The following is a 21,665-nucleotide window of genomic DNA, read 5'->3' on the forward strand; positions in this document are numbered from 1 at the left end:
ATTATTAATGGCAGCTCGCGACTCTCAATCTAAAGCGCCGTCTTACGCCCCTAAGAGCACAACTCAAGCGGCGAAAAAAGACAGCGCACCTCGGCATCGAAACGCCACCACCACGCCTGAAATGCGACTCTTTATCCAGCAATCGGATCTGAGCGTCAGCCAGCTGGCAAAAATTTTAAATATTACTGAGGCAACGGTGCGTAAATGGCGGAAGCGTGAGTCCATTAGTAACAGTTCGAACACGCCCCATCACCTCAATACCACGCTCACGCCGATGGAAGAATATGTGGTGGTGGGATTACGCTATCAACTCAAACTCACCTTAGATAGATTACTTCAGGTTACCCAAACCTTTATTAATCCCAATGTGTCGCGCTCCGGCCTTGCCCGTTGCTTAAAGCGCTACGGCATATCGCGGCTCGATGAATTTGAAGCACCGCAAGTCCCCGAACGCTATTTTAATCAATTGCCTGTGACTCAAGGCAGCGATATCCAAACCTATACGGTCAATCCAGAAACCTTGGCTAAGGCGCTCGCATTGCCGAGTACCGACGGCAATACTGTGGTGCAAGTGGTGTCACTCACCATACCGCCGCAGCTCACTGAGCAAGCGCCAAGCTCAGTACTATTAGGCGTAGACACAGCAAGTGATTGGATTTACCTCGATATTTATCAAGACAGCAATACCCAAGCGACCAATAGATATATCGCCTATGTCCTTAAACATGGGCCGTTTCATTTACGAAAGTTGCTCGTTCGCAACTATCACACCTTCTTAGCCCGTTTTCCCGGTGCCCATGGCACGCCAAAGACAAGCGCGGCTAAATCCCAAAACAAGGTCACCGTATCCAGGTCGACCCGTGGAGACTCTTTATGAGCCATACCCCTTCTGTACCTAATTCTGCGACTGAGTCAAAAAAAGATAAACGACTCAACAAACGTTTAAAAGATATGCCCGTTGCCATCGTCGGCATGGCCAGCATCTTCGCTAACTCGCGTTATTTAAATAAATTTTGGGATTTGATCAGCGAAAAAATCGATGCCATTACTGACATCCCAGACACCCATTGGCGCGCCGAAGATTACTACGATGCCGACAAAAGCAAAGCCGATAAAAGCTACTGTAAACGCGGTGGTTTTTTACCAGAAGTCGACTTCAATCCAATGGAATTCGGTCTGCCCCCCAATATTCTTGAACTGACAGATACCTCGCAACTATTGTCGCTGATTGTCGCCAAAGAAGTGCTTGCCGATGCTAATCTGCCCACCGATTATGATCGTGATCGTATCGGCATCACCCTAGGCGTGGGTGGTGGTCAAAAAATCAGTCAGAGCTTGAACTCGCGCCTGCAATATCCAGTGCTTAAAAAAGTATTCAAAAGCAGCGGCCTGAGCGATGAAGACAGCGAAATGCTGATCAAAAAGTTCCAAGACCAATATATCCACTGGGAAGAAAACTCTTTCCCAGGGTCCTTAGGCAACGTGATTGCAGGCCGTATCGCCAACCGTTTTGATTTTGGCGGCATGAACTGTGTGGTCGATGCTGCCTGCGCGGGCTCGCTTGCCGCTATGCGTATGGCGCTAACTGAACTGACCGAAGGTCGCAGCGACATGATGTTAACCGGCGGTGTCTGTACCGACAACTCGCCGTCCATGTACATGAGCTTCTCAAAAACGCCTGCCTTCACCACCAATGAAACCATTCAACCCTTTGATATCGATTCAAAAGGCATGATGATCGGCGAAGGGATCGGCATGGTCGCGCTTAAACGCCTTGAAGATGCCGAGCGCGATGGCGACCGAATTTATGCCGTCATCAAAGGCGTTGGCGCCTCATCGGACGGTAAGTTTAAGAGTATTTATGCGCCGCGCCCTGAGGGCCAAGCTAAAGCATTGGAGCGCGCTTACGACGATGCTGGTTTTGCCCCGCACAGCATTGGCTTAGTTGAAGCCCATGGCACGGGTACTGCCGCAGGTGATGTGGCTGAATTTAATGGCTTAAAATCAGTATTTGCCCAAGGCAACGACACAAATCAACATATCGCGTTAGGTTCAGTAAAATCCCAAGTGGGCCACACTAAATCCACAGCAGGCACTGCTGGGGTGATCAAAGCCGCGCTAGCGCTGCACCACAAGGTATTGCCTGCGACCATTAACGTTAGCAAGCCTAATCCAAAACTGAATATCGAAAGCTCACCATTCTATTTAAATACCGAAACTCGCCCATGGTTCCAGCGCGCCGATGCAACGCCGCGCCGTGCAGGTGTAAGCTCCTTTGGTTTTGGCGGCACGAACTTCCATCTTGTATTAGAAGAATACAAACCTGAGCACAGCCGCGATGAGCAATATCGTCAGCGCAGTGTGCCGCAGACGCTATTATTTGCCGCAGCCAATAAAAACGCGCTGCTTAGCGAGTTAAAAGCTGCGCTGAGCCAAAGCGTGAACACGAGTGCAAACGCGAATAAGAGCAGCGCTGCGAGCCTAAACGCTATCGCTCAGCAATATCCGCTGCGCGCACTGGCAAGCACAGATGCCCGTTTAGGTTTTGTGGCTAAGGATATCGCTCAGCTGCAAGCTCAGCTAAATCAAGCCATCTCTCATCTAGAAAGCAGTGCGCATTTAGAAAGCGGGCACCTAGAAACCAGTGCAAGCGAGGCGTGGCAATTACCTTCTGGTATCAGCTACCGCTCTCATGCCTTAGTGGCCAAGAATGAATCAAAGAAAGTAGCCGCCCTGTTTGCCGGTCAAGGTTCACAGTACCTGAACATGGGCCGCGAACTCGCCTGCCATTTCCCTGAAATGCGCCAACAAGTGACGGCCAGCGATAAGGTATTTGCTCACCACGATCAAACACCGTTATCGAACATCCTTTACCCTATTCCGGCATTCGATGCCGATGCAGTTAAAGCCCAAGAAGCGGCGCTGACCAATACCATGTTCGCCCAAAGCGCCATAGGCGCGGTTTCAATGGCGCAATATTCGCTATTAACGCAAGCGGGTTTTGCACCCGATATGGTGGCGGGTCATAGCTTTGGTGAATTGTCAGCCCTTTGCGCGGCAGGCGTGATTTCCAATGAAGATTACGTCGAACTGGCCTTCGCCCGTGGGCATGCCATGGCGCAAGTGCCGAGCGATACTGGGACTCAAGTTGATTTAGGAACCATGTTCGCGATTATTCTTAAGCAAAAGAATGATATCGATGCGATCAATAGCTGTTTAGCCCAGTTTGATGGCGTTAAAATTGCCAACTACAACGCGCCGACGCAATTAGTCATCGCAGGTGGCACAGAGCAAACTCAGCTGGCCGCGAAAGCCATTAGTGAACTGGGCTTTAAAGCGATTGCCCTGCCTGTCTCAGGCGCGTTCCATACCCCATTGGTTGGACACGCACAAAAGCCATTTGCCAAAGCCATTGATAAAGCTAAATTCAGCGCGCCTTCAGTCGCACTTTATGCCAACGGTACGGGTCAATTGCACCCAAGCGATGGCAAAGCCATTAAAGCAGAATTCAAACAACACATGCTGCAATCGGTTCGCTTTAGCGAGCAACTGCAGGCCATGTATGACGCTGGCGCCCGTGTGTTTGTTGAGTTTGGCCCTAAGAACATACTGCAAAAGTTAGTTGAAAATACCTTAGTTGAACACTTAAATGAGCTTTGCCTTGTCAGCATGAACCCGAATCCTAAGGGCGACAGTGACAGTCAATTACGCTTAGCCGCAGTGCAACTCGCGGTAGCCGGTGTGGCGTTAACTGAGGTTGACCCCTATCAAGCCGTCACGTCACAAGAGATTGCCGAGCGTGAAGCGCCATCGGCGATGAACATCAAACTCACCGCCACTAACCATATTAGTGCTGCGACCAAAGCTAAGATGGCCAAATCCCTCGCCACAGGCAGCGTGACTAGCCAAGTGCAATATGTGGATCGCATCGTTGAAACGGTTGTCGAAAAAATCGTTGAGAAAGAAGTCATCGTCGAAAAAGTGGTTGAAAAAATAATAGAAGTGGAAGCGAATCAAGTGGCAACTGTTGAAATGAAACAAACATCCCCAAGCGTGACGCAAGGCTTAAGCAATCACCAGCAACAAGCGACAGCGCAATTGAACCCAAGCGTCAGCGGCGATGCATTAACGGCATTTTTCAGCGCACAATCTCAAGCGGCGCAGTTGCATCAACAGTTTTTAGCTATCCCGCAGCAATATGGCGATACCTTCACGACACTGATGACAGAACAAGCCAAGATGGCAAGCCTTGGCATTGCAATCCCTGAAAGCCTGCAACGCTCGATGGAAATGTTCCACCAGCATCAAGCACAAACCCTGCAAAGCCACGCCGAATTTATGCAACTGCAAAGCAGTAGCAGCCAAACGGCCTTGGCCATGCTAAACAATGCACCGATTAACTTTACCCCAGCGGTTGCAAGTCAGCCACGAGCAACTGCGCCGGCTCCTGCACCTGTTGCTCCAGCGCCTGTTGTTGCAACGTCAATGCCACATAATGCTGCACCAGTAGCGGCTCAAGCTGTTGCGACGAGACCCGCGGTTAGCACACCTGTTGCGCCTGTTGTGCAAACCGCTCCCGTTGCTTATGCGCCTGCTGCGACAGTACAAGTTGCGCCTGCCGCTCCTGCCGCTCCTGCATTAGTCATGCCTGCTGTAGTGATGCCAGAAGTGACACCTGCGGCAACAGCAACGAGCGGTTTAAGCGCTGCATTAGTGCAACAAACCATGATGGCTGTGGTGGCTGACAAGACTGGCTATCCGACTGAAATGCTGGAGCTCAGCATGGATATGGAAGCCGATCTAGGTATCGATTCGATTAAGCGCGTTGAAATCCTAGGCACAGTGCAAGACGAACTGCCGGGCTTACCTGAACTCAGCCCAGAAGATTTGGCCGAGTGTCGCACCTTGGGTGAAATCGTTGACTATATGCAAAGTAAGCTTACACAAAATGACAAGCTTCCAGCAGTGGGTTCAATTATCGTAGCGCCTATTACTGCTGCAAATGTGGCAACTCAAGTGGCAACAGCCGCACCTGCCGTTAACGGTTTAAGCGCTGCGTTAGTACAACAAACCATGATGGCTGTGGTGGCTGACAAGACAGGCTATCCGACTGAAATGCTGGAGCTCAGCATGGATATGGAAGCCGATCTAGGTATCGATTCAATTAAGCGCGTTGAAATCTTAGGCACAGTGCAAGACGAGCTGCCGAGTTTACCTGAGCTCAGCCCAGAAGATTTGGCTGAGTGCCGTACCTTAGGTGAAATCGTTAACTACATGAACAGCAAATTGCCAGCGGCTGACCAAGTTGTAGTTTCTACAACAGCGCCAACAACTCCTGCAGCCAGCGGTTTAAGCGCTGCGTTAGTGCAACAAACGATGATGGCAGTGGTAGCCGACAAGACGGGCTACCCCACTGAAATGCTGGAGCTCAGCATGGATATGGAAGCCGATCTCGGTATCGATTCCATCAAGCGCGTTGAAATCTTAGGTACAGTGCAAGACGAACTGCTCGGCTTACCTGAACTCAGCCCAGAAGATCTGGCCGAGTGCCGCACCTTGGGTGAAATCGTTGACTATATGAACAGCAAACTGCCAACTGCGGGATCAGTTATCGTAGCAACTCATGTGACAACTGCCGCGCCTGCCGCCAGCGGTTTAAGCGCTGCGTTAGTGCAACAAACCATGATGGCTGTGGTGGCCGACAAGACAGGCTACCCCACTGAAATGCTGGAACTGAGCATGGATATGGAGGCCGATTTAGGTATCGATTCGATTAAGCGCGTTGAAATCTTAGGCACAGTGCAAGACGAACTGCCGGGCTTACCTGAGCTGAATCCTGAAGATCTGGCCGAGTGTCGTACCCTAGGTGAAATCGTTGACTACATGAACAGCAAACTACCTGCAATTGGCTCGGTTTCAGCTACAACAGCAGCGCAAGTCACTGTTACTGCTACAATAAATGACGGCTTAAGTGCTGAAAAAGTCCAACAAACCATGATGTCAGTAGTGGCCGACAAGACGGGCTACCCCACTGAAATGCTAGAACTCAGCATGGATATGGAGGCCGATCTAGGTATCGATTCCATCAAGCGCGTTGAAATTTTAGGCACAGTGCAAGACGAGCTACCGGGTTTGCCTGAACTCAATCCTGAAGATCTGGCCGAGTGTCGTACCTTAGGTGAAATCGTTAGCTATATGCAAGGCAAGCTAGGCCAAAACGCGGTAAGCCAGAATGCCGCGCCAGTTAGCGCTGTCGTTCAGCCTGAACCTACTATCGATTTACCGCCACACAGTGAGGTGGTGCTAAAAAAGTTGCCAGCGGCGGCTGAGCTAGCGCAACTATCGCCACAGCAATCGTCAAAGCAATCAGCGCAACAAGGCCTGCCACGCGTTTTTGCTAAAGATGCCTGCATTATCATTAGCGATGATGGTCACAATGCTGGCGTACTTGCTGAAAAATTGCATGCTCAAGGTCTAACGGTTGCGGTTGTGCGCTCGCCAGAAAACCTTGTAGCCAGTGCATCACCGCTCAATAGCCACATTGCCAGCTTCACATTGGCGGCGATTGACGATGCCAGCATTGGTGCAGTAATTAATGAAATCAAAAGCTTAGGTACAGTTGCAGGCTTTATTCATCTGCAACCACAACATAAAACCTCAGCCGATGCGAAAGGTTTAGTGTTGTCCAGTGCCGCCAAGGCATCCGTCGAGCAAGCGTTCTTGTTCGCCAAGCACTTACAACCGTTTTTAACAACAGCAGCGACCGCCAATACTGGTAGTAGTTTTATCAGTGTCAGTCGTATCGACGGTGGTTTTGGTTATCTTAACCACAGCCAAATTGCCCGCAGCGAGCTAAACCAAGCAGCATTGGCAGGTCTAACGAAAACCTTGAGCCACGAGTGGCCAAGCGTGCATTGCCGCGCCTTAGATATCGCGCCAGCACTTGATACCAAGCAACTGGCCAATGCAGTGATCGCTGAGCTCTTTGCAACCGATAACGTATTGGAAGTCGGTGTTAGCCAAGGCGCAGCCCAAGCACTTGAGCGTGTAACCTTAGTTGCTGGCAAGGCTGATACCCGCCACAGCGCGGCAAACTTGACGAGTGCAGATAAAATACTGGTGACCGGTGGCGCAAAAGGCGTGACCTTTGAATGTGCGCTAAGTTTAGCCAAACGCAGCAAGGCGCACTTTATCCTTGCTGGCAGAAGCAGCCAACAAGCCATTCCCGCTTGGGCACAGGGTAAGAATAACAGTCAACTTAAAGCCGCAGCTATTGCCCACATTCAAAGCTTGGGCGAGAAACCCACGCCAAAACAAGTGGATGCCCTAGTATGGCCAGTTCAAAGCAGCCTAGAAATTGCAGCCGCACTAGAAGCCTTTACCGCTGTGGGCGCGAGCGCCGAGTACTTAAGTCTCGATGTTAACAATCCAGATGCGATCGCCAGCACGATAGTGCCGATCACCGAGTTGTCGCCTATTACTGGCATCATCCATGGTGCGGGCGTACTCGCCGATAAACACATCCAAGACAAAACCTTAGATGAGTTAGCACGGGTGTATGGCACTAAGGTCACAGGTATAAGCAATCTACTTGCCGCACTGGATTTAGATAAATTAAAACTGATTGCCCTATTCTCTTCGGCGGCGGGTTTTTACGGCAATACTGGCCAAAGCGATTACGCCATGTCCAACGACATACTCAACAAAGCCGCACTGCAACTGGCGCAGCAACTGCCAAATGCCAAAGTGATGAGCTTCGATTGGGGTCCGTGGGACGGCGGCATGGTGAATCCTGCGCTGAAAAAGATGTTTATGGATCGCGGTGTTTATGTGATCCCGTTAAAAGCGGGTGCTGAGTTATTTGCGAGCCAATTACTGAGCAACACAGGCGCACAATTGCTGGTTGGTACTGACATGCAAGGCAGCGCACCTCATGACGACACTTCTAATAAAGTGCAAGAGACTGAAGGTAGTAATCTAAAAAAGCCTGAAGCGGATCTGACCACTGACTCGTCGGATCCGCATGCTTTGCTTAACGCTTTAAATCCAAGCGCAGTAAATATAAGCGCTGTAAAACTGCAGCGCGCACTGGACCCTAAGGCAATGATCTTTATTGAAGATCACTGCATTAATGGTAATCCCGTATTACCCACTGTGTGCGCGATTCAGTGGATGCGTGAAGCCGCCTTTGATGTGCTTAAGCAACCAGTCAAAGTGCAAAGCTACAAGCTATTGAAGGGCATTATTTTCGACACTGCCGTGTTACAAAATGGAGTGTTAGAAAGTGCAGCCCCCATCACGCTGGAACTTGAACTTGCACCGATTGCGTTAACGGATAAAGCCGCGAAAGATTCTGACGAGTGCTTGAGTGGACAATTCAATGCCTTAATCAGCTTTGAAGGTCGTCCGCAATATCAGGCCATCCTAGTCGTTGATGATGCTGTTGATGACGCGGCGAGTGATAACTGCAAAGCAACTGCTTTTGACGCGCACAGTTTGGCAAGACTTTCTGCCATCACAACCGCGAGCAGCCTTTACAGCGACGGCACGCTTTTCCACGGCCCGAGACTGCAAGGTATTGAGTCTGTGGTGAAGTTTGACGATGCGAGCTTAGTCGCCAAGGTGAGTCTTCCCCATGTTGCGTTAGCAGACTGCGGGGATTTTGTGCCTAATCTCACGCCTAAAGGCTCACAAGCTTTTGCAGAAGATTTGTTGCTACAGGCGATGCTGGTGTGGGCGAGACTCAAATATGGCGCGGCGAGTTTGCCATCAAGCATTGGTGAGTTTATCTCCCATGCGCCGTTTGCCTTTGGCGATAAAGGTCATTTAGTGCTCGAGGTGGTGAAACACTCTGGCCGTGCCCTTGAAGCCAATATCACGCTGTATCATCAAGATGGCCGCTTAAGCTGCGAGATGAACAACGCCAAAGTCACCATCAGCAAAAACCTTAACGGTGCATTCTTAACCAATAAAGTTGCTAATAAAGCCATTGAAAGCGTGGAGGCCAAAGTCGAGTGAACTTAGCACACACTTTAGCAACGCTACATAGCAGCCAAACTGAAACGTCGATAGCTGACACAGCTATGACCGAAAAGCTTGCCAAGCCACTGCGTATTGCAGTGTTGCTTGGCGATGCGGTCAATCTTGACTCTCACTCAGCCCAAGTATTAGGGACGTTTGCGGAACGTGAAAGAGTTCAGATTTGCGCTGCCGACGCCAACCAATCGACAGCTCATGAACCGTCAGTGCATGAGCAAAGCTCGCTCACTGCGTTATTAAGCCAAGCAACAACAGCCATTGAGCAAGGCAAGCTCGTTGAACTTAAATTCAATGATGGCAATCTGCCCCAGTCTCTGTATTTGCTTGATGGTTTACGCGCCGCCAAACTGCGTCTTCACGCCCACGCGTTTATTGCTGGTTTTGCCGCTGGCAATGAGACTACAGGTGTTGTAAATGCAGGTGTTGCTAATGCAGCGGCTGTTGCAAATGCGGCGTTAGTGGCGGCAAAGCGCAGCCCTGCACAAACCGTTCAGCATCAGCTCGTCGCCAACACTCTCAACGAGGCATTTGTTGCGCTGCGCCAAGGCGTAACCGCCCTCGCGGCGCGAACACAAGCGCCGCTTAAAGGCACTACTGATATAAAACAGACAAACGACACAAATCATCAAACTGGCTATTGGTTTAGCGACCAACATCAAGCGCGGGTTTTATGTCTAAATCTTGTAGCAAAGAATCTAGCGGCAACAAGATCAAACCCAGCAGATACCTTGCTGGATTCAGGCCAAGATATTTGCCAAAGCCTAGTACTGACCCAAGGCACACAAGTTATCGCACCCAAAGCTCTTGTTGATGAAAACCGGCTGTTTGTGCCGATAAGTGCTGACAATATTAATTCACTCATCGCGCAAGTATTGCAACTAGTTAACACTCTGGAAAATGGCGTAGGCTTTCACGCGGAATATCTCAAACCTTGGTTTGAACGCTATGATGCCAACGCACCACTGGCATTAGTCTTGATGGCGGCATCGATTGATGACCTCAAACTTGAAGCCAAAGCTATGCTTTCGGCCCTTGAAAGTGATGCTGTTCGTCATCATGGTCAACACTTTAAAACGCCAGCGGGTAGCTGTTTCACCGCTAAGCCGCTAGGGGATGCAGGACTTACCTTTGTATACCCCGGCGTTGGCACTGTTTACGCCAATATGTTCAATAACTTGCATGAGTATTTCCCCGCGCTGTATCACCAGCTAGAACGTGAAGGCGATTTAAGCGCCATGCTGCAATCACCGCAGATTTATGCCGCAGATGTAAAAACTGCAGCGGGCATGAGCTTAAGCCAGCAAGCGATTAGTGGCGTGGGCGCCAGTTATCTATTCACTAAACTGTTGACCCAAGTCTTTAATATTAAGCCAAAAATGGCGCTCGGTTACTCAATGGGCGAAGCAGCCATGTGGGCCAGCCTAGATGTGTGGCAAACGCCCCATGCTATGATCAACGCCACAGAAAATAGCGATATTTTCAACCATGCCATTTCTGGCGAGCTAACCGCAGTCCGCCGAGCGTGGCAACTTAAGGATAATGAATCCATAGTGTGGAACAGCTTTGTGGTACGCTCAGGTAGCAATGAAATCAAAGCATTACTGCCAGAGTTCCCTCGCGCTTATTTAGCCATCATTCAAGGTGATACCTGTGTCATTGCAGGCTGCGAAGCGAGCTGTAAAGCCCTACTTGCCAAGTTAGGCAAACGCGGCATTGCTGCCAATCGCGTCACGGCAATGCATACTGCGCCTGCCATGTTAGTCCACGGGCAAGTACAAGATTTCTATACTCAAGCGCTAAAACCCGAGGCGCTAAATCCCGAGGCATTAAAACCTGAGGCGCTAAAAGCGGCGGCGCAAGACTCGCCGATCCGCTTTATCAGTGCAGCGCAAACTGCGCCAGTCACCCTTGATAGCACAAGCATTGGCCGCGCGATTGCCGATACCTTTTGTTCGCAGCTCGACTTTAGTGCGCTCATTCAAAATGCCACTGAGCAAGGCGCAAGACTATTTGTCGAAGTGGGTGCCGATAGGCAAACCAGCACACTCATAGATAAAATCAGCCATGCCCATGCAGGCCAAAGCACCGAGAACGCAACTACAGCAGCCATTGCCTGCAATGCCAAGGGTGCCGATGCGATTACCAGCTTACTCAAGTGTTTAGCTCAGCTGATAAGCCACAGAGTACCGTTGTCGCTCGCGCCGCTTATTCAGCCATTAAGCACTAACGCAGCCCCTTTATCATCAGCAGTATCACCAAAAGGAGAACCCCTGTGAGTTCTCAGCATTCCCCTACTATTGATAAAACTACCGTGCCTATGATTTTGTCAAAAAGTGCGTCAAACAGCGCATCAAAAAGTGCGTCAAAAATTGCGATTGTCGGCCTCGCGACTCAATATCCTGATGCCGATAATCCTCAAACCTTTTGGCAAAACCTGCTGGATAAAAAAGACTCACGCACCCAAATCAGCCGCGAGAAGCTCAATGCCAATCCCGCCGATTACCAAGGTGTGCAGGGACAATCTGACCGTTTTTACTGTGATAAGGGCGGCTACATTCAACACTTTAAGTTTGATGCTAGGGGCTATCAACTGCCTGAGTCCGCCTTTGACGGTTTAGATGAAAGCTTTTTATGGGCACTCGATTGCAGTCGTAAAGCCCTGCAAGACGCAGGGATTGCCCCAAGCGATGCCGTACTGGCGCGCACTGGTATCGTAATGGGAACCTTGTCGTTCCCCACGGCCCGATCCAATGAATTATTTTTGCCTCTGTATCATCAGACCGTTGAAAAGGCGCTGCAAAACAAACTTAATCAAAGCGCATTTCAGCTGGCTGATTTTGGCAACTCAGTTAACGATCTCAATGCCAATAGCCAAACCTTAAACATCGCCAATGGCGCCGTTGCTCACACAGCCTCAAAACTGGTCAGCGATGCACTCGGTTTGGGTGGCACCCAGTTGAGTCTGGACGCCGCCTGCGCCAGCTCGGTTTATGCGCTCAAACTCGCCTGCGATTACCTGACCACAGGCAAGGCAGATATGATGCTTGCGGGCGCAGTATCAGGCGCCGATCCCTTCTTTATCAACATGGGATTCTCGATTTTCCACGCCTATCCAGATCACGGTATTTCAGCGCCCTTTGATAGTAACAGCAAGGGCTTATTCGCCGGAGAAGGCGCAGGGGTGTTAGTCTTAAAACGCTTGGAGGATGCCGAGCGCAATGGCGATAACATCTATGCCGTCGTCAGCGGCATTGGTTTGTCGAACGACGGTAAAGGCCAGTTTGTATTAAGCCCCAACAGCAAGGGCCAAGTGCAAGCCTTCGAGCGCGCCTATAGTGCCGCAAACACACTGCCTGCCAATATCGAAGTGATTGAATGCCATGCCACAGGCACGCCGCTTGGGGATAAGGTCGAACTCGCTTCGATGGAACGCTTTTTTGAGGACAAACTCTCGGGCTCTGCGGTACCGCTGATCGGTTCGGCAAAATCCAACTTAGGCCATTTACTCACAGCCGCGGGCATGCCGGGGATCATGAAGATGATTTTTGCCATGCGCTCGGGTCGACTGCCGCCAAGTATTAACTTATCGGCGCCGATATCTTCGCCTAAGGGCTTGTTTAGCGCTAAAAATCTGCCAACAGAATTGCATGCTTGGCCAGATAAAGCCGGCAATGACCGCCGCCACGCGGGTGTTTCCGTGTTTGGTTTTGGCGGCTGTAACGCGCATTTATTGCTGGAATCCTATGCAGCGGCAAATACCAGTAGTAAGCGTCAGCAGAGTGCTGCCACAGTAAGCTACCAACATACACCATTAAATATCATTGGCTTAGCATCACACTTCGGGCCTTTATCCTCCATAAATGCACTGGATAACACGATTCATGCTCGGCAAGATGCCTTTATCCCGCTGCCCGCTAAACGCTGGAAAGGCTTAGATAAACATCCTGAGATCTTAGCTAACTTTGGTTTGCCTTCTGTCCCGCAGGGCGCATATATCGACCAGTTCGATTTTGACTTCCTGCGCTTTAAAGTGCCGCCCAATGAAGACGACCGCCTGATCTCCCAGCAACTGCTGCTGATCAAAGTGGCCGATGAAGCGATTCGTGATGCCAACTTAAAGCCCGGTGGCAAGGTTGCTGTATTAGTAGCGATGGAAACCGAACTGGAATTACACCAGTTCCGTGGCCGCGTAAATCTGCACACTCAACTGGCAGACAGTCTTAAAAAACAAGGGATAACACTCACACAAGCCGAGTATCTCGCCCTTGAAAAAATCGCCATGGACAGTGTGCTCGATGCCGCCAAACTGAACCAATACACCAGTTTTATTGGCAACATCATGGCGTCACGTATCGCATCCCTTTGGGACTTTAACGGCCCTGCCTTTACCATTTCAGCGGCGGAGCAATCGGTCGCCCGCTGTATCGATGTGGCCGAGAACCTCTTGTCCCAAGAATCCTTAGATGCCGTAGTGATCGCCGCAGTCGATTTAAGTGGCAGTCTAGAGCAAGTGATCCTCAAAAATGCCGTATCGCCAGTGGCATTTAATGCGACTGACACTGGCTGGAAAGTCGGTGAAGGTGCAGGCGCATTAGTGCTCACGACAGCGCAATCAAGTACAGCCCAGCCAAGTAATGCCGCTGACAATGCTAATGCCAATAGCAGCTATGGCGACAGTTATGGTCACATCAGCGGCCAAGTATTTGGCGCGATTTGTGACATACAAGGTAATAGCAACACAGCGCGCATTTGCGATGACCTGTTAACCCAAGCCAAGGTGAATAGCAGCCAGATTAGCTTGATTGAAAACAGTATTTCTGTTGAGCAACTTGCCGATTCAGAGTTGGTACTCAATACCCTGTTGCCGAGTGTGAACCAGCGCAGCCAAGCCGCTGATACCCTAGGCCACAATTTTGCTGCTGCGGGAATGGCGAGTATTTTGAGCGCGCTGTTGCAGCTTAAAAATCAAGCGCAACTTAACAAGCATTCTTCTCAAGCTCAGCAGCACGCGCTCGTTGCCACGTTTAGCCAAGGTAAATGCTCGCAGTTACTGCTCAGCCAAAGTGCCACGCAAGCATACAATTTGCAGCAAAGGCTTGAACAAGACTTAACGCTTTCAGAGCAAAAACACTTAATAAAACAAGTGACACTCGGTGGCCGCGATATCTATCAGCATATCCTTGATACGCCGCTCGCAGGCCTTGATGCTATACAACAAAAAGCCCGAGCCATGACAGCACTGCCAGCGCGCAGCCAACGTAAACATTTGGCCCAAATAGCGAGCAAAGACACGAGTCGCTTTGCAACAAGCAGCCCAACCACGGCTCAACAAAAAGAAACATTAAGCAGCATGCCAATTAATGCCCTAAGCACGACCAATAACAACGCCACTCAAGCAGAGCTAAAAGACGCGGCATTTTTAAGCAATCAGCAACTCGCCCGAGAGGCGCATTTAGCCTTTTTGCAAAGTCGCGCTGAAGGCTTGAAACTGGCCGATGCCTTGATGAAAGCCCAGCTTGCCAGCGAGTTAGCCGTCAATGGCCAAGCTGCGCCAGTACAACAGCAAGCCATTGTTCAGGCATCTGCGACAGCGGTTCTTCCACCTCCTGTGCTTTTTCCCAATCATGCAAAAGTGCCTGAGTACACGCCGCCAACACCGATAAGCAAGCCTTGCATTTGGGATTATGCAGATTTAGTCGAGTACGCCGAAGGTGATATTGCTAAAGTATTTGGCCCAGATTACGCCATTATCGACAGCTATTCGCGTCGTGTACGCCTGCCAACGACTGACTATTTGCTGGTATCTCGGGTAACGAAATTAAACGCCCAGATGAACCAATATCAGCCTTGCACTATGACCACGGAATACGATATTCCTGTGGACGCACCGTATTTGGTCGATGGCCAAATCCCTTGGGCCGTGGCGGTCGAATCGGGTCAATGCGACTTGATGCTGATCAGCTACTTAGGTATCGATTTTGAAAACAAGGGCGAGCGCGTTTATCGTCTGCTCGATTGCACCCTGACCTTCCTTGGCGACTTACCGCGCGGTGGCGACACCCTGCGCTACGATATTTCCATCAATCACTTTGCCCGCAATGGCGATACCTTGTTGTTCTTCTTCTCCTACGAATGTTTCGTGGGCGACAAGCTGATCCTTAAAATGGATGGCGGCTGTGCCGGTTTCTTCACCGACAAAGAACTGGCCGACGGCAAAGGCGTTATTCACACCGAAGCCGAAATCAAAGCGCGCAACCTCGCCTTTAACAATCCGAATAAGCCGCGCTTTAATCCGTTACTGAACTGCGCGCAAAACCAATTTGATTACAGTCAAATCCATAAACTGCTCGGCGCCGATATCGGTGGCTGTTTTGGCGGCGCCCATGCGGCGCATCAAGCCCAGTATGGTTTGCAGCCCTCTTTATGTTTTGCATCCGAAAAATTCCTGATGATTGAACAAGTCAGCAATCTTGAGGTGCATGGCGGCGCGTGGGGCTTAGGCTCAGTTCAAGGCCATAAGCAGCTCGAAGCTGATCATTGGTATTTCCCGTGTCATTTCAAGGGCGACCAAGTGATGGCGGGATCGTTAATGGCCGAAGGCTGTGGTCAATTACTGCAATTCTTTATGCTGCATATTGGGATGCACCTCGGTGTAAAAGACGGTCGTTTCCAACCGCTAGAAAATGCGTCACAAAAAGTGCGCTGTCGCGGTCAAGTTTTGCCGCAATCTGGCCTGCTCACCTATCGCATGGAAATCACCGAAATCGGTATGAGCCCGCGCCCGTATGCTAAGGCGAATATCGATATTTTGCTCAATGGCAAAGTGGTCGTGGATTTCCAAAACCTTGGAGTGATGATCAAAGAAGAAGCCGAATGCACCCGCTACCTCGCGGATAATGCCAACAGCACAGCTAACAATACGACTAGAAATGTAGCTAAAAATGCTGTTTCGGCTGCGCCGCTTGTTTCAACAACACCAGTATCGTTAGCGGCGCCATTGATGGCACAGCTGCCAGATTTAACTGCACCTACCAATAAAGGCGTAGTGCCGCTTAAGCATGTACCTGCGCCGATTGCGCCAGCGGATTCAAAGTACGCCAACCGCGTGCCCGATACCCTGCCGTTCACGCCATACCACATGTTCGAATTTGCCACGGGTGATATCGAAAACTGCTTCGGCCCTGATTTCAGCATCTATCGCGGCCTTATTCCACCGCGCACGCCTTGCGGAGATTTACAGCTTACCACCCGCGTGGTTGCGATTGACGGCAAACGCGGCGAGCTGAAAAAGCCCTCTTCGTGTATCGCTGAATACGAAGTGCCAGCAAACGCTTGGTATTATGATAAAAACAGCCATCACGCCGTTATGCCCTATTCTGTGCTGATGGAAATATCACTGCAGCCAAACGGTTTTATCTCAGGTTATATGGGCACCACATTGGGCTTCCCCGGCCAAGAGCTGTTCTTCCGTAACTTAGACGGCAACGGTAAGCTGCTGCGCCATGTGGATTTACGTGGCAAAACCATAGTGAACGACTCACGTTTGTTATCGACTGTGATTGCTGGCAGTAACATCATCCAGAATTTTAGTTTTGAATTAAGCTGCGATGGCGAGCCTTTCTACCAAGGTAAAGCGGTATTTGGTTACTTCAAGGGCGATGCGCTGAAAAACCAGTTAGGCATAGACAACGGCAAGATCACTCAGCCTTGGCATGTGCAAAATGGCATAGCAGCCGATAGCCAAATCAATCTGTTAGATAAACAACATCGCAGCTTTAACGCACCAAAAGGTCAACCACATTACCGTTTAGCGGGCGGTCAACTTAACTTTATCGACAAGGCTGAAATCGTAAAAGCCGGCGGTAAAGCGGGCCTTGGCTATTTATACGCCGAGCGCACGATTGACCCGAGTGATTGGTTCTTCCAATTCCATTTCCATCAAGATCCTGTGATGCCAGGCTCCTTAGGGGTTGAAGCCATTATCGAGCTGATGCAAACCTATGCGATTAACCAAGACCTTGGTGCGGGTTTTAAGAATCCTAAATTTGGGCAGATTTTATCGGATATCAAATGGAAATATCGCGGCCAAATTAACCCATTAAACAAGCAGATGTCGCTAGATGTACACATTACCAGCGTGACAGACGACAATGGCAAACGCATCATTATGGGCGATGCCAACTTGAGTAAAGATGGCCTGCGGATTTATGAAGTTAAAGATATCGCCATCTGTATTGAAGAAGCCTAGCGAGTTTACGCTGTTAGAAAGACGCTAATCTCGAATAACAAATAACGAATAACGAATAACGAATAACAAATAGTTGCGCCGCCTTGGCTATCCACATCACCAAGGCGGCACAAATAACATGAGAACACCTATGACTAGCCATACTCTAGATCAATTCAATAGCAATAACGAAAAACTCAGCCCTTGGCCGTGGCAAGTCAACGATGCCGCGCTGAGCTTTGATATCGACGCATTAGGCAAAAAACTCAAAGATTTAAGCCAAGCCTGTTACTTAGTGAATCACAGTGAAAAAGGCTTAGGCATAGCGCAAACGGCCGAAGTAACAACAAGCGACAGCCAAGCGCCACTAGGCTCACACCCCGTCAGCGCCTTTGCGCCCGCCCTTGGCACCCAAAGTTTAGGCGACAGTAATTTTCGCCGCGTACACGGGGTTAAATACGCTTACTACGCTGGCGCTATGGCCAACGGTATTGCCTCGGAAGAACTGGTTATCGCCCTTGGCCAAGCGGGCATTTTGTGCTCATTTGGCGCGGCGGGGTTAATTCCATCCCGCGTTGAAGCGGCCATTACCCGCATTCAAGCGGCGCTGCCTAATGGTCCTTATGCCTTTAACTTAATTCACAGCCCAAGCGAGCCCGCATTAGAGCGCGGCAGTGTTGAGTTATTCTTAAAACATAAAGTGCGCACGGTCGAAGCCTCGGCATTTTTAGGTTTAACGCCGCAAATCGTCTATTACCGCGCAGCAGGTTTGAGCCGCGACGAACATGGCGAAATAGTCATTGGCAACAAAGTCATAGCCAAAATCAGCCGTACCGAAGTCGCGACTAAGTTTATGGAGCCGGCGCCTGCCAAAATCCTCCAGCAATTAGTGAGTGATGGCCTTATCAGCCAAGACCAAATGGCGATGGCATTGCTGGTGCCAATGGCGGACGACATAACAGCCGAAGCCGACTCTGGCGGCCATACCGACAATCGTCCGTTAGTCACGCTTTTGCCGACGATTTTGGCGCTCAAAGATGAAATCCAAGCTAAGTATCAATATAAAACGCCCATCCGTGTGGGCGCTGGCGGCGGCGTCGGTACTCCCGATGCTGCATTAGCCACCTTCAACATGGGCGCGGCCTTTATCGTTACAGGCTCAATCAACCAAGCCTGCGTCGAAGCGGGCGCCAGCGAACACACACGTAAGTTACTCGCCACCACAGAAATGGCCGATGTGACTATGGCGCCTGCCGCCGATATGTTCGAAATGGGCGTGAAATTACAAGTGGTTAAGCGCGGCACTCTGTTCCCGATGCGCGCCAATAAGCTTTATGAAATCTACACCCGTTACGATTCGATTGATGCCATCCCTGCGGACGAGCGTAAAAAACTCGAAGAGCAAGTGTTCCGCTCATCACTCGATGATATTTGGGCTGGCACAGTCGCCCACTTTAACGAGCGCGATCCTAAGCAAATCGAGCGCGCACTGGATAACCCCAAACGTAAGATGGCGCTGATTTTCCGCTGGTATTTGGGTCTATCGAGCCGCTGGTCGAACACAGGCGAAGTCGGCCGCGAAATGGATTACCAAATTTGGGCAGGCCCAGCACTGGGTGCATTTAACGCTTGGGCAAAAGGCAGTTATTTAGATGACTATAAAGCCCGTAATGCGGTCGATTTAGCCAAACATTTAATGGTGGGCGCAGCATATCAATCCCGCATTAACCTGCTGTTATCCCAAGGCGCGAGCATTCCAGTTAGCCTGCAGCGCTGGAAACCATTAAATCGTTTTTAAACGTATTTAGCTCCTATCATCTTGTATTATAAGATCATAATATCTTCAAGCCGACACAAACTCACAGTGTCGGCTTTTATTTATCTTTACTTATGAACGACATCAGCTCACAGTCTTTGATTCAACGTATTAGGCTGAAACTCTTACCGAAGCTTAGGTAAAAATTGCCTACCCCTCTTTTAATTCACTCACACCATTTTAAATAAAATGATTTAAATTATATTTAAAATCAATTAACTACTTAAAATTTTTAAAGTTGGCATTAAGATCGCAATCAAGTAAGAGCCATTAGCCGTTACCTTACAAGTGACACAAACGGTCATGCGAAGGATTAATACAAGGGCAGGAGGTTATTATGCTAGGTTGGACATTAGTATTTCTAGTTGTTGCCGTGATTGCCGGGTTGTTAGGATTTGCTGGGATTGCTGGCGCAGCGGCGGGAATAGCGAAAATCATTTTCTTCATATTTATTGTGTTATTAGTGATTTCTCTGCTGATCAATGCCCTTAAGGGCAAATCACCGCGACTATAATTTTTTTTAGAAAAGGAGATAGATATGAAACCATTTACCCTGATGACAAGTGCAGCATTCGCATTATTACTCGCCCTAGGTTTAACGGCCTGTAGTGATAACAAAGCCGAAGACGCGGGCGAAAAAATCGATGAAGTAATGACTGATACAGGTAATGCCATCGAAGATGCCTGTGAAGAAGTCAAAGAAGGTGTTAAAGCTAAAGATACTAAGTGCTAAACAAACCTCACTTTAGGGTGGCAATAGACTCGTCTACTGCCACCCTTTTGGTTTAGACTCGCTCATTTCTGCATCTCTCATCTCGACATCTATCCATTCAAGTGCAACGATTTTAACCAAGAACAATGGCATTGGAGGACTTGCATGCTAACGAAGATCCACATCAAATATTTGTACACTGCAGGTGCAGTATTGTTAGCCTATTTTGCAGTAACAGACACTTCTCCCCTGCTCACTTTCATTTGTGCATGGACAAGTCTGTCACTGTTTTTAGTCGGTTCAGCCTATTGGTTTAATCTCGCCAGTATTTTTAGAAAACGCCAAGATGGCACTATCCCTTGGTATATTCGTTGGGGTTTTATTCCCTTTTTATTAGGCAGTCGACTCTATAACCACTGGGCCAGAAAATACGATTCAGTACCACCCATGCAGAGGATTGATGAACATCTGTATCTCGGCTGTAGACTGTTTTCCGCAGATCTGGAAAAGATTAAAGCCAATAAGATCACTGCCATTCTGGATGTCACCGCTGAATTTGATGGCTTAGATTGGTCGCAATTTGAAGATCATATCGAGTATTTAAATATTCCCATCCTCGACCATAGCGTACCGACCAGTGCCCAACTCAATCAAGCCGTTAACTGGCTGCACCGCCAAGTACGCGCCAATAAACAGGTACTCATCCACTGTGCTATGGGTCGTGGCCGCTCAGTGCTGGTGCTCGCCGCTTATTTGGTTTGTAAAGATAAACAACAGCACTTCGCCGAAGTACTGCAACAGATAAAGCAAATACGCAAAACCGCTGGCTTAAACAAATGGCAATTACGCGCGCTAGATCGCATGCTCAGTCAAGGGAAAATTAACATCCACAAAGTGGCGTGGATTATCGCCAACCCAGTCTCTGGTGGCGGGAAATGGCAAGAATACAGCGAGCAAATCCAAGATGAACTCAAAGCCTATTTTGACCTGACTTTAAAACTCACAACAGCAGACGAAACCGCAAATGTCTTCGCCGAGCAAGCCCGTAATGCAGGCGCTGATATTATTATAGCCTGTGGTGGCGATGGTACTGTGACTGAAGTGGCCTCTCAAATCGTTGATACGGATATCGTCTTAGGCATCATTCCTCTTGGCACAACTAATGCCCTCAGCCATGCCCTCTTTGGTTTAGGCAGTAAGCTTATTCCTATCTCTCAGGCGCTGGATAATATTATTCAAGGGCATTGCCAAGCCATTGATACCGCGCGTTGTAATGAGGAGTTAGTGTTGTTGCTCGTAGGCATAGGGTTTGAGCAACAAATGATTGAATCCGCGAACCGTGAGCGTAAAAATGCCCTCGGCCAGTTTGCCTACCTCGATGGCTTATGGCGCGCAGTGAATGCCGATATCACTTTAACCATCCAGCTCAGCTTAGATGATGCAAAACCCACAACATTGACGACCCATAGCCTAATCGTTGCCAATGCCGCACCGTTTACCAGCGTGTTGGCGCAGGGCGATGGCGAACCAAACATGACCGACGGTTTACTCGACATTACTTGGTTGGATGCTGGCGATGAACCCAAAGAGCAGTTGCTTAGCCTCGCTGAATTAGCGATTGCAGGATGGGTGAAAGAAGGTAATAAAAATGTGCGAGATCAACAAGCGAGTGCAAGTAAAGTCCATCATGCCCATGCTAAAAAGGTCACTATCAGCAGCCAGCCTAAGTGTAAATATGTGATTGATGGTGAAGTATTTGAGCCTGCGGATCTCACGATAGAAGTCCAGCCAGCATCTCTTAAAGTGTTTGTTCCTTATCAGGAAACCACTGAGCAAGATGAGTGATCGTTGTGGAGGACATCCAGCCTAAC

8 protein-coding genes are annotated in these 21,665 nt (G+C 49.5%); all 8 read left to right on the plus strand.

Features of this window, described 5'->3' with window-relative positions; translation table 11 throughout:
* Nucleotides 1-7: 7 nt before the first annotated feature.
* The 8 genes from KO537_RS08385 to KO537_RS08420 all read left to right on the plus strand — a co-directional run bounded on the left by KO537_RS08385 (nt 8) and on the right by KO537_RS08420 (nt 21,639).
* Complete coding sequence (locus tag KO537_RS08385; protein ID WP_168823209.1) at nt 8-877, plus strand: helix-turn-helix domain-containing protein; 870 nt, start codon at nt 8-10, stop codon at nt 875-877.
* Nucleotides 874-9,018, plus strand: a complete 8,145-nt coding sequence (locus KO537_RS08390) for a type I polyketide synthase (protein ID WP_219234232.1) — start codon at nt 874-876, stop codon at nt 9,016-9,018. Before KO537_RS08385 ends, KO537_RS08390 begins: the two co-directional genes overlap by 4 nt.
* On the plus strand, nt 9,015-11,315 hold the full coding sequence (locus KO537_RS08395) for a PfaB family protein (RefSeq protein WP_173245890.1): 2,301 nt from the start codon (nt 9,015-9,017) through the stop codon (nt 11,313-11,315). Before KO537_RS08390 ends, KO537_RS08395 begins: the two co-directional genes overlap by 4 nt.
* A 41-nt stretch (nt 11,316-11,356) precedes the next feature.
* Nucleotides 11,357-17,287: a beta-ketoacyl synthase N-terminal-like domain-containing protein gene (locus KO537_RS08400; RefSeq protein WP_219234267.1), complete on the plus strand. Its 5,931-nt coding sequence runs from the start codon at nt 11,357-11,359 to the stop codon at nt 17,285-17,287.
* A 130-nt stretch (nt 17,288-17,417) separates the two neighbouring features.
* A complete protein-coding gene (gene pfaD / locus KO537_RS08405) occupies nt 17,418-19,064 on the plus strand; it encodes an eicosapentaenoate synthase subunit PfaD (protein ID WP_219234268.1) in 1,647 nt (548 codons plus the stop codon).
* A gap of 355 nt (nt 19,065-19,419) precedes the next feature.
* The gene (locus tag KO537_RS08410; RefSeq protein WP_028760636.1) at nt 19,420-19,596 is read left to right on the plus strand and encodes a DUF1328 family protein; all 177 of its coding nucleotides are present in this window, start codon (nt 19,420-19,422) and stop codon (nt 19,594-19,596) included.
* Nucleotides 19,597-19,620: 24 nt separating this feature from the next.
* Entirely contained in the window at nt 19,621-19,815 is a 195-nt protein-coding gene (locus tag KO537_RS08415; RefSeq protein ID WP_028760637.1) for a hypothetical protein, read from the plus strand.
* Nucleotides 19,816-19,959: 144 nt separating this feature from the next.
* The gene (locus tag KO537_RS08420; protein ID WP_219234233.1) at nt 19,960-21,639 is read left to right on the plus strand and encodes a diacylglycerol kinase family protein; all 1,680 of its coding nucleotides are present in this window, start codon (nt 19,960-19,962) and stop codon (nt 21,637-21,639) included.
* Nucleotides 21,640-21,665 lie beyond the last annotated feature (26 nt).

The sequence above is a fragment of the Shewanella sp. NKUCC01_JLK genome (assembly GCF_019345615.1).
GTDB lineage: Bacteria > Pseudomonadota > Gammaproteobacteria > Enterobacterales > Shewanellaceae > Shewanella > Shewanella oncorhynchi.

Bases quoted from the DNA above. Each gene is read 5' to 3' on its own strand.
- KO537_RS08385 (WP_168823209.1), top strand. From the start codon at position 8: ATGGCAGCTCGCGACTCTCAATCTAAAGCGCCGTCTTACGCCCCTAAG.
- KO537_RS08390 (WP_219234232.1), top strand. From the start codon at position 874: ATGAGCCATACCCCTTCTGTACCTAATTCTGCGACTGAGTCAAAAAAA.
- KO537_RS08400 (WP_219234267.1), top strand. From the start codon at position 11,357: ATGATTTTGTCAAAAAGTGCGTCAAACAGCGCATCAAAAAGTGCGTCA.
- pfaD (WP_219234268.1), top strand. From the start codon at position 17,418: ATGACTAGCCATACTCTAGATCAATTCAATAGCAATAACGAAAAACTC.
- KO537_RS08410 (WP_028760636.1), top strand. From the start codon at position 19,420: ATGCTAGGTTGGACATTAGTATTTCTAGTTGTTGCCGTGATTGCCGGG.
- KO537_RS08415 (WP_028760637.1), top strand. From the start codon at position 19,621: ATGAAACCATTTACCCTGATGACAAGTGCAGCATTCGCATTATTACTC.
- KO537_RS08420 (WP_219234233.1), top strand. From the start codon at position 19,960: ATGCTAACGAAGATCCACATCAAATATTTGTACACTGCAGGTGCAGTA.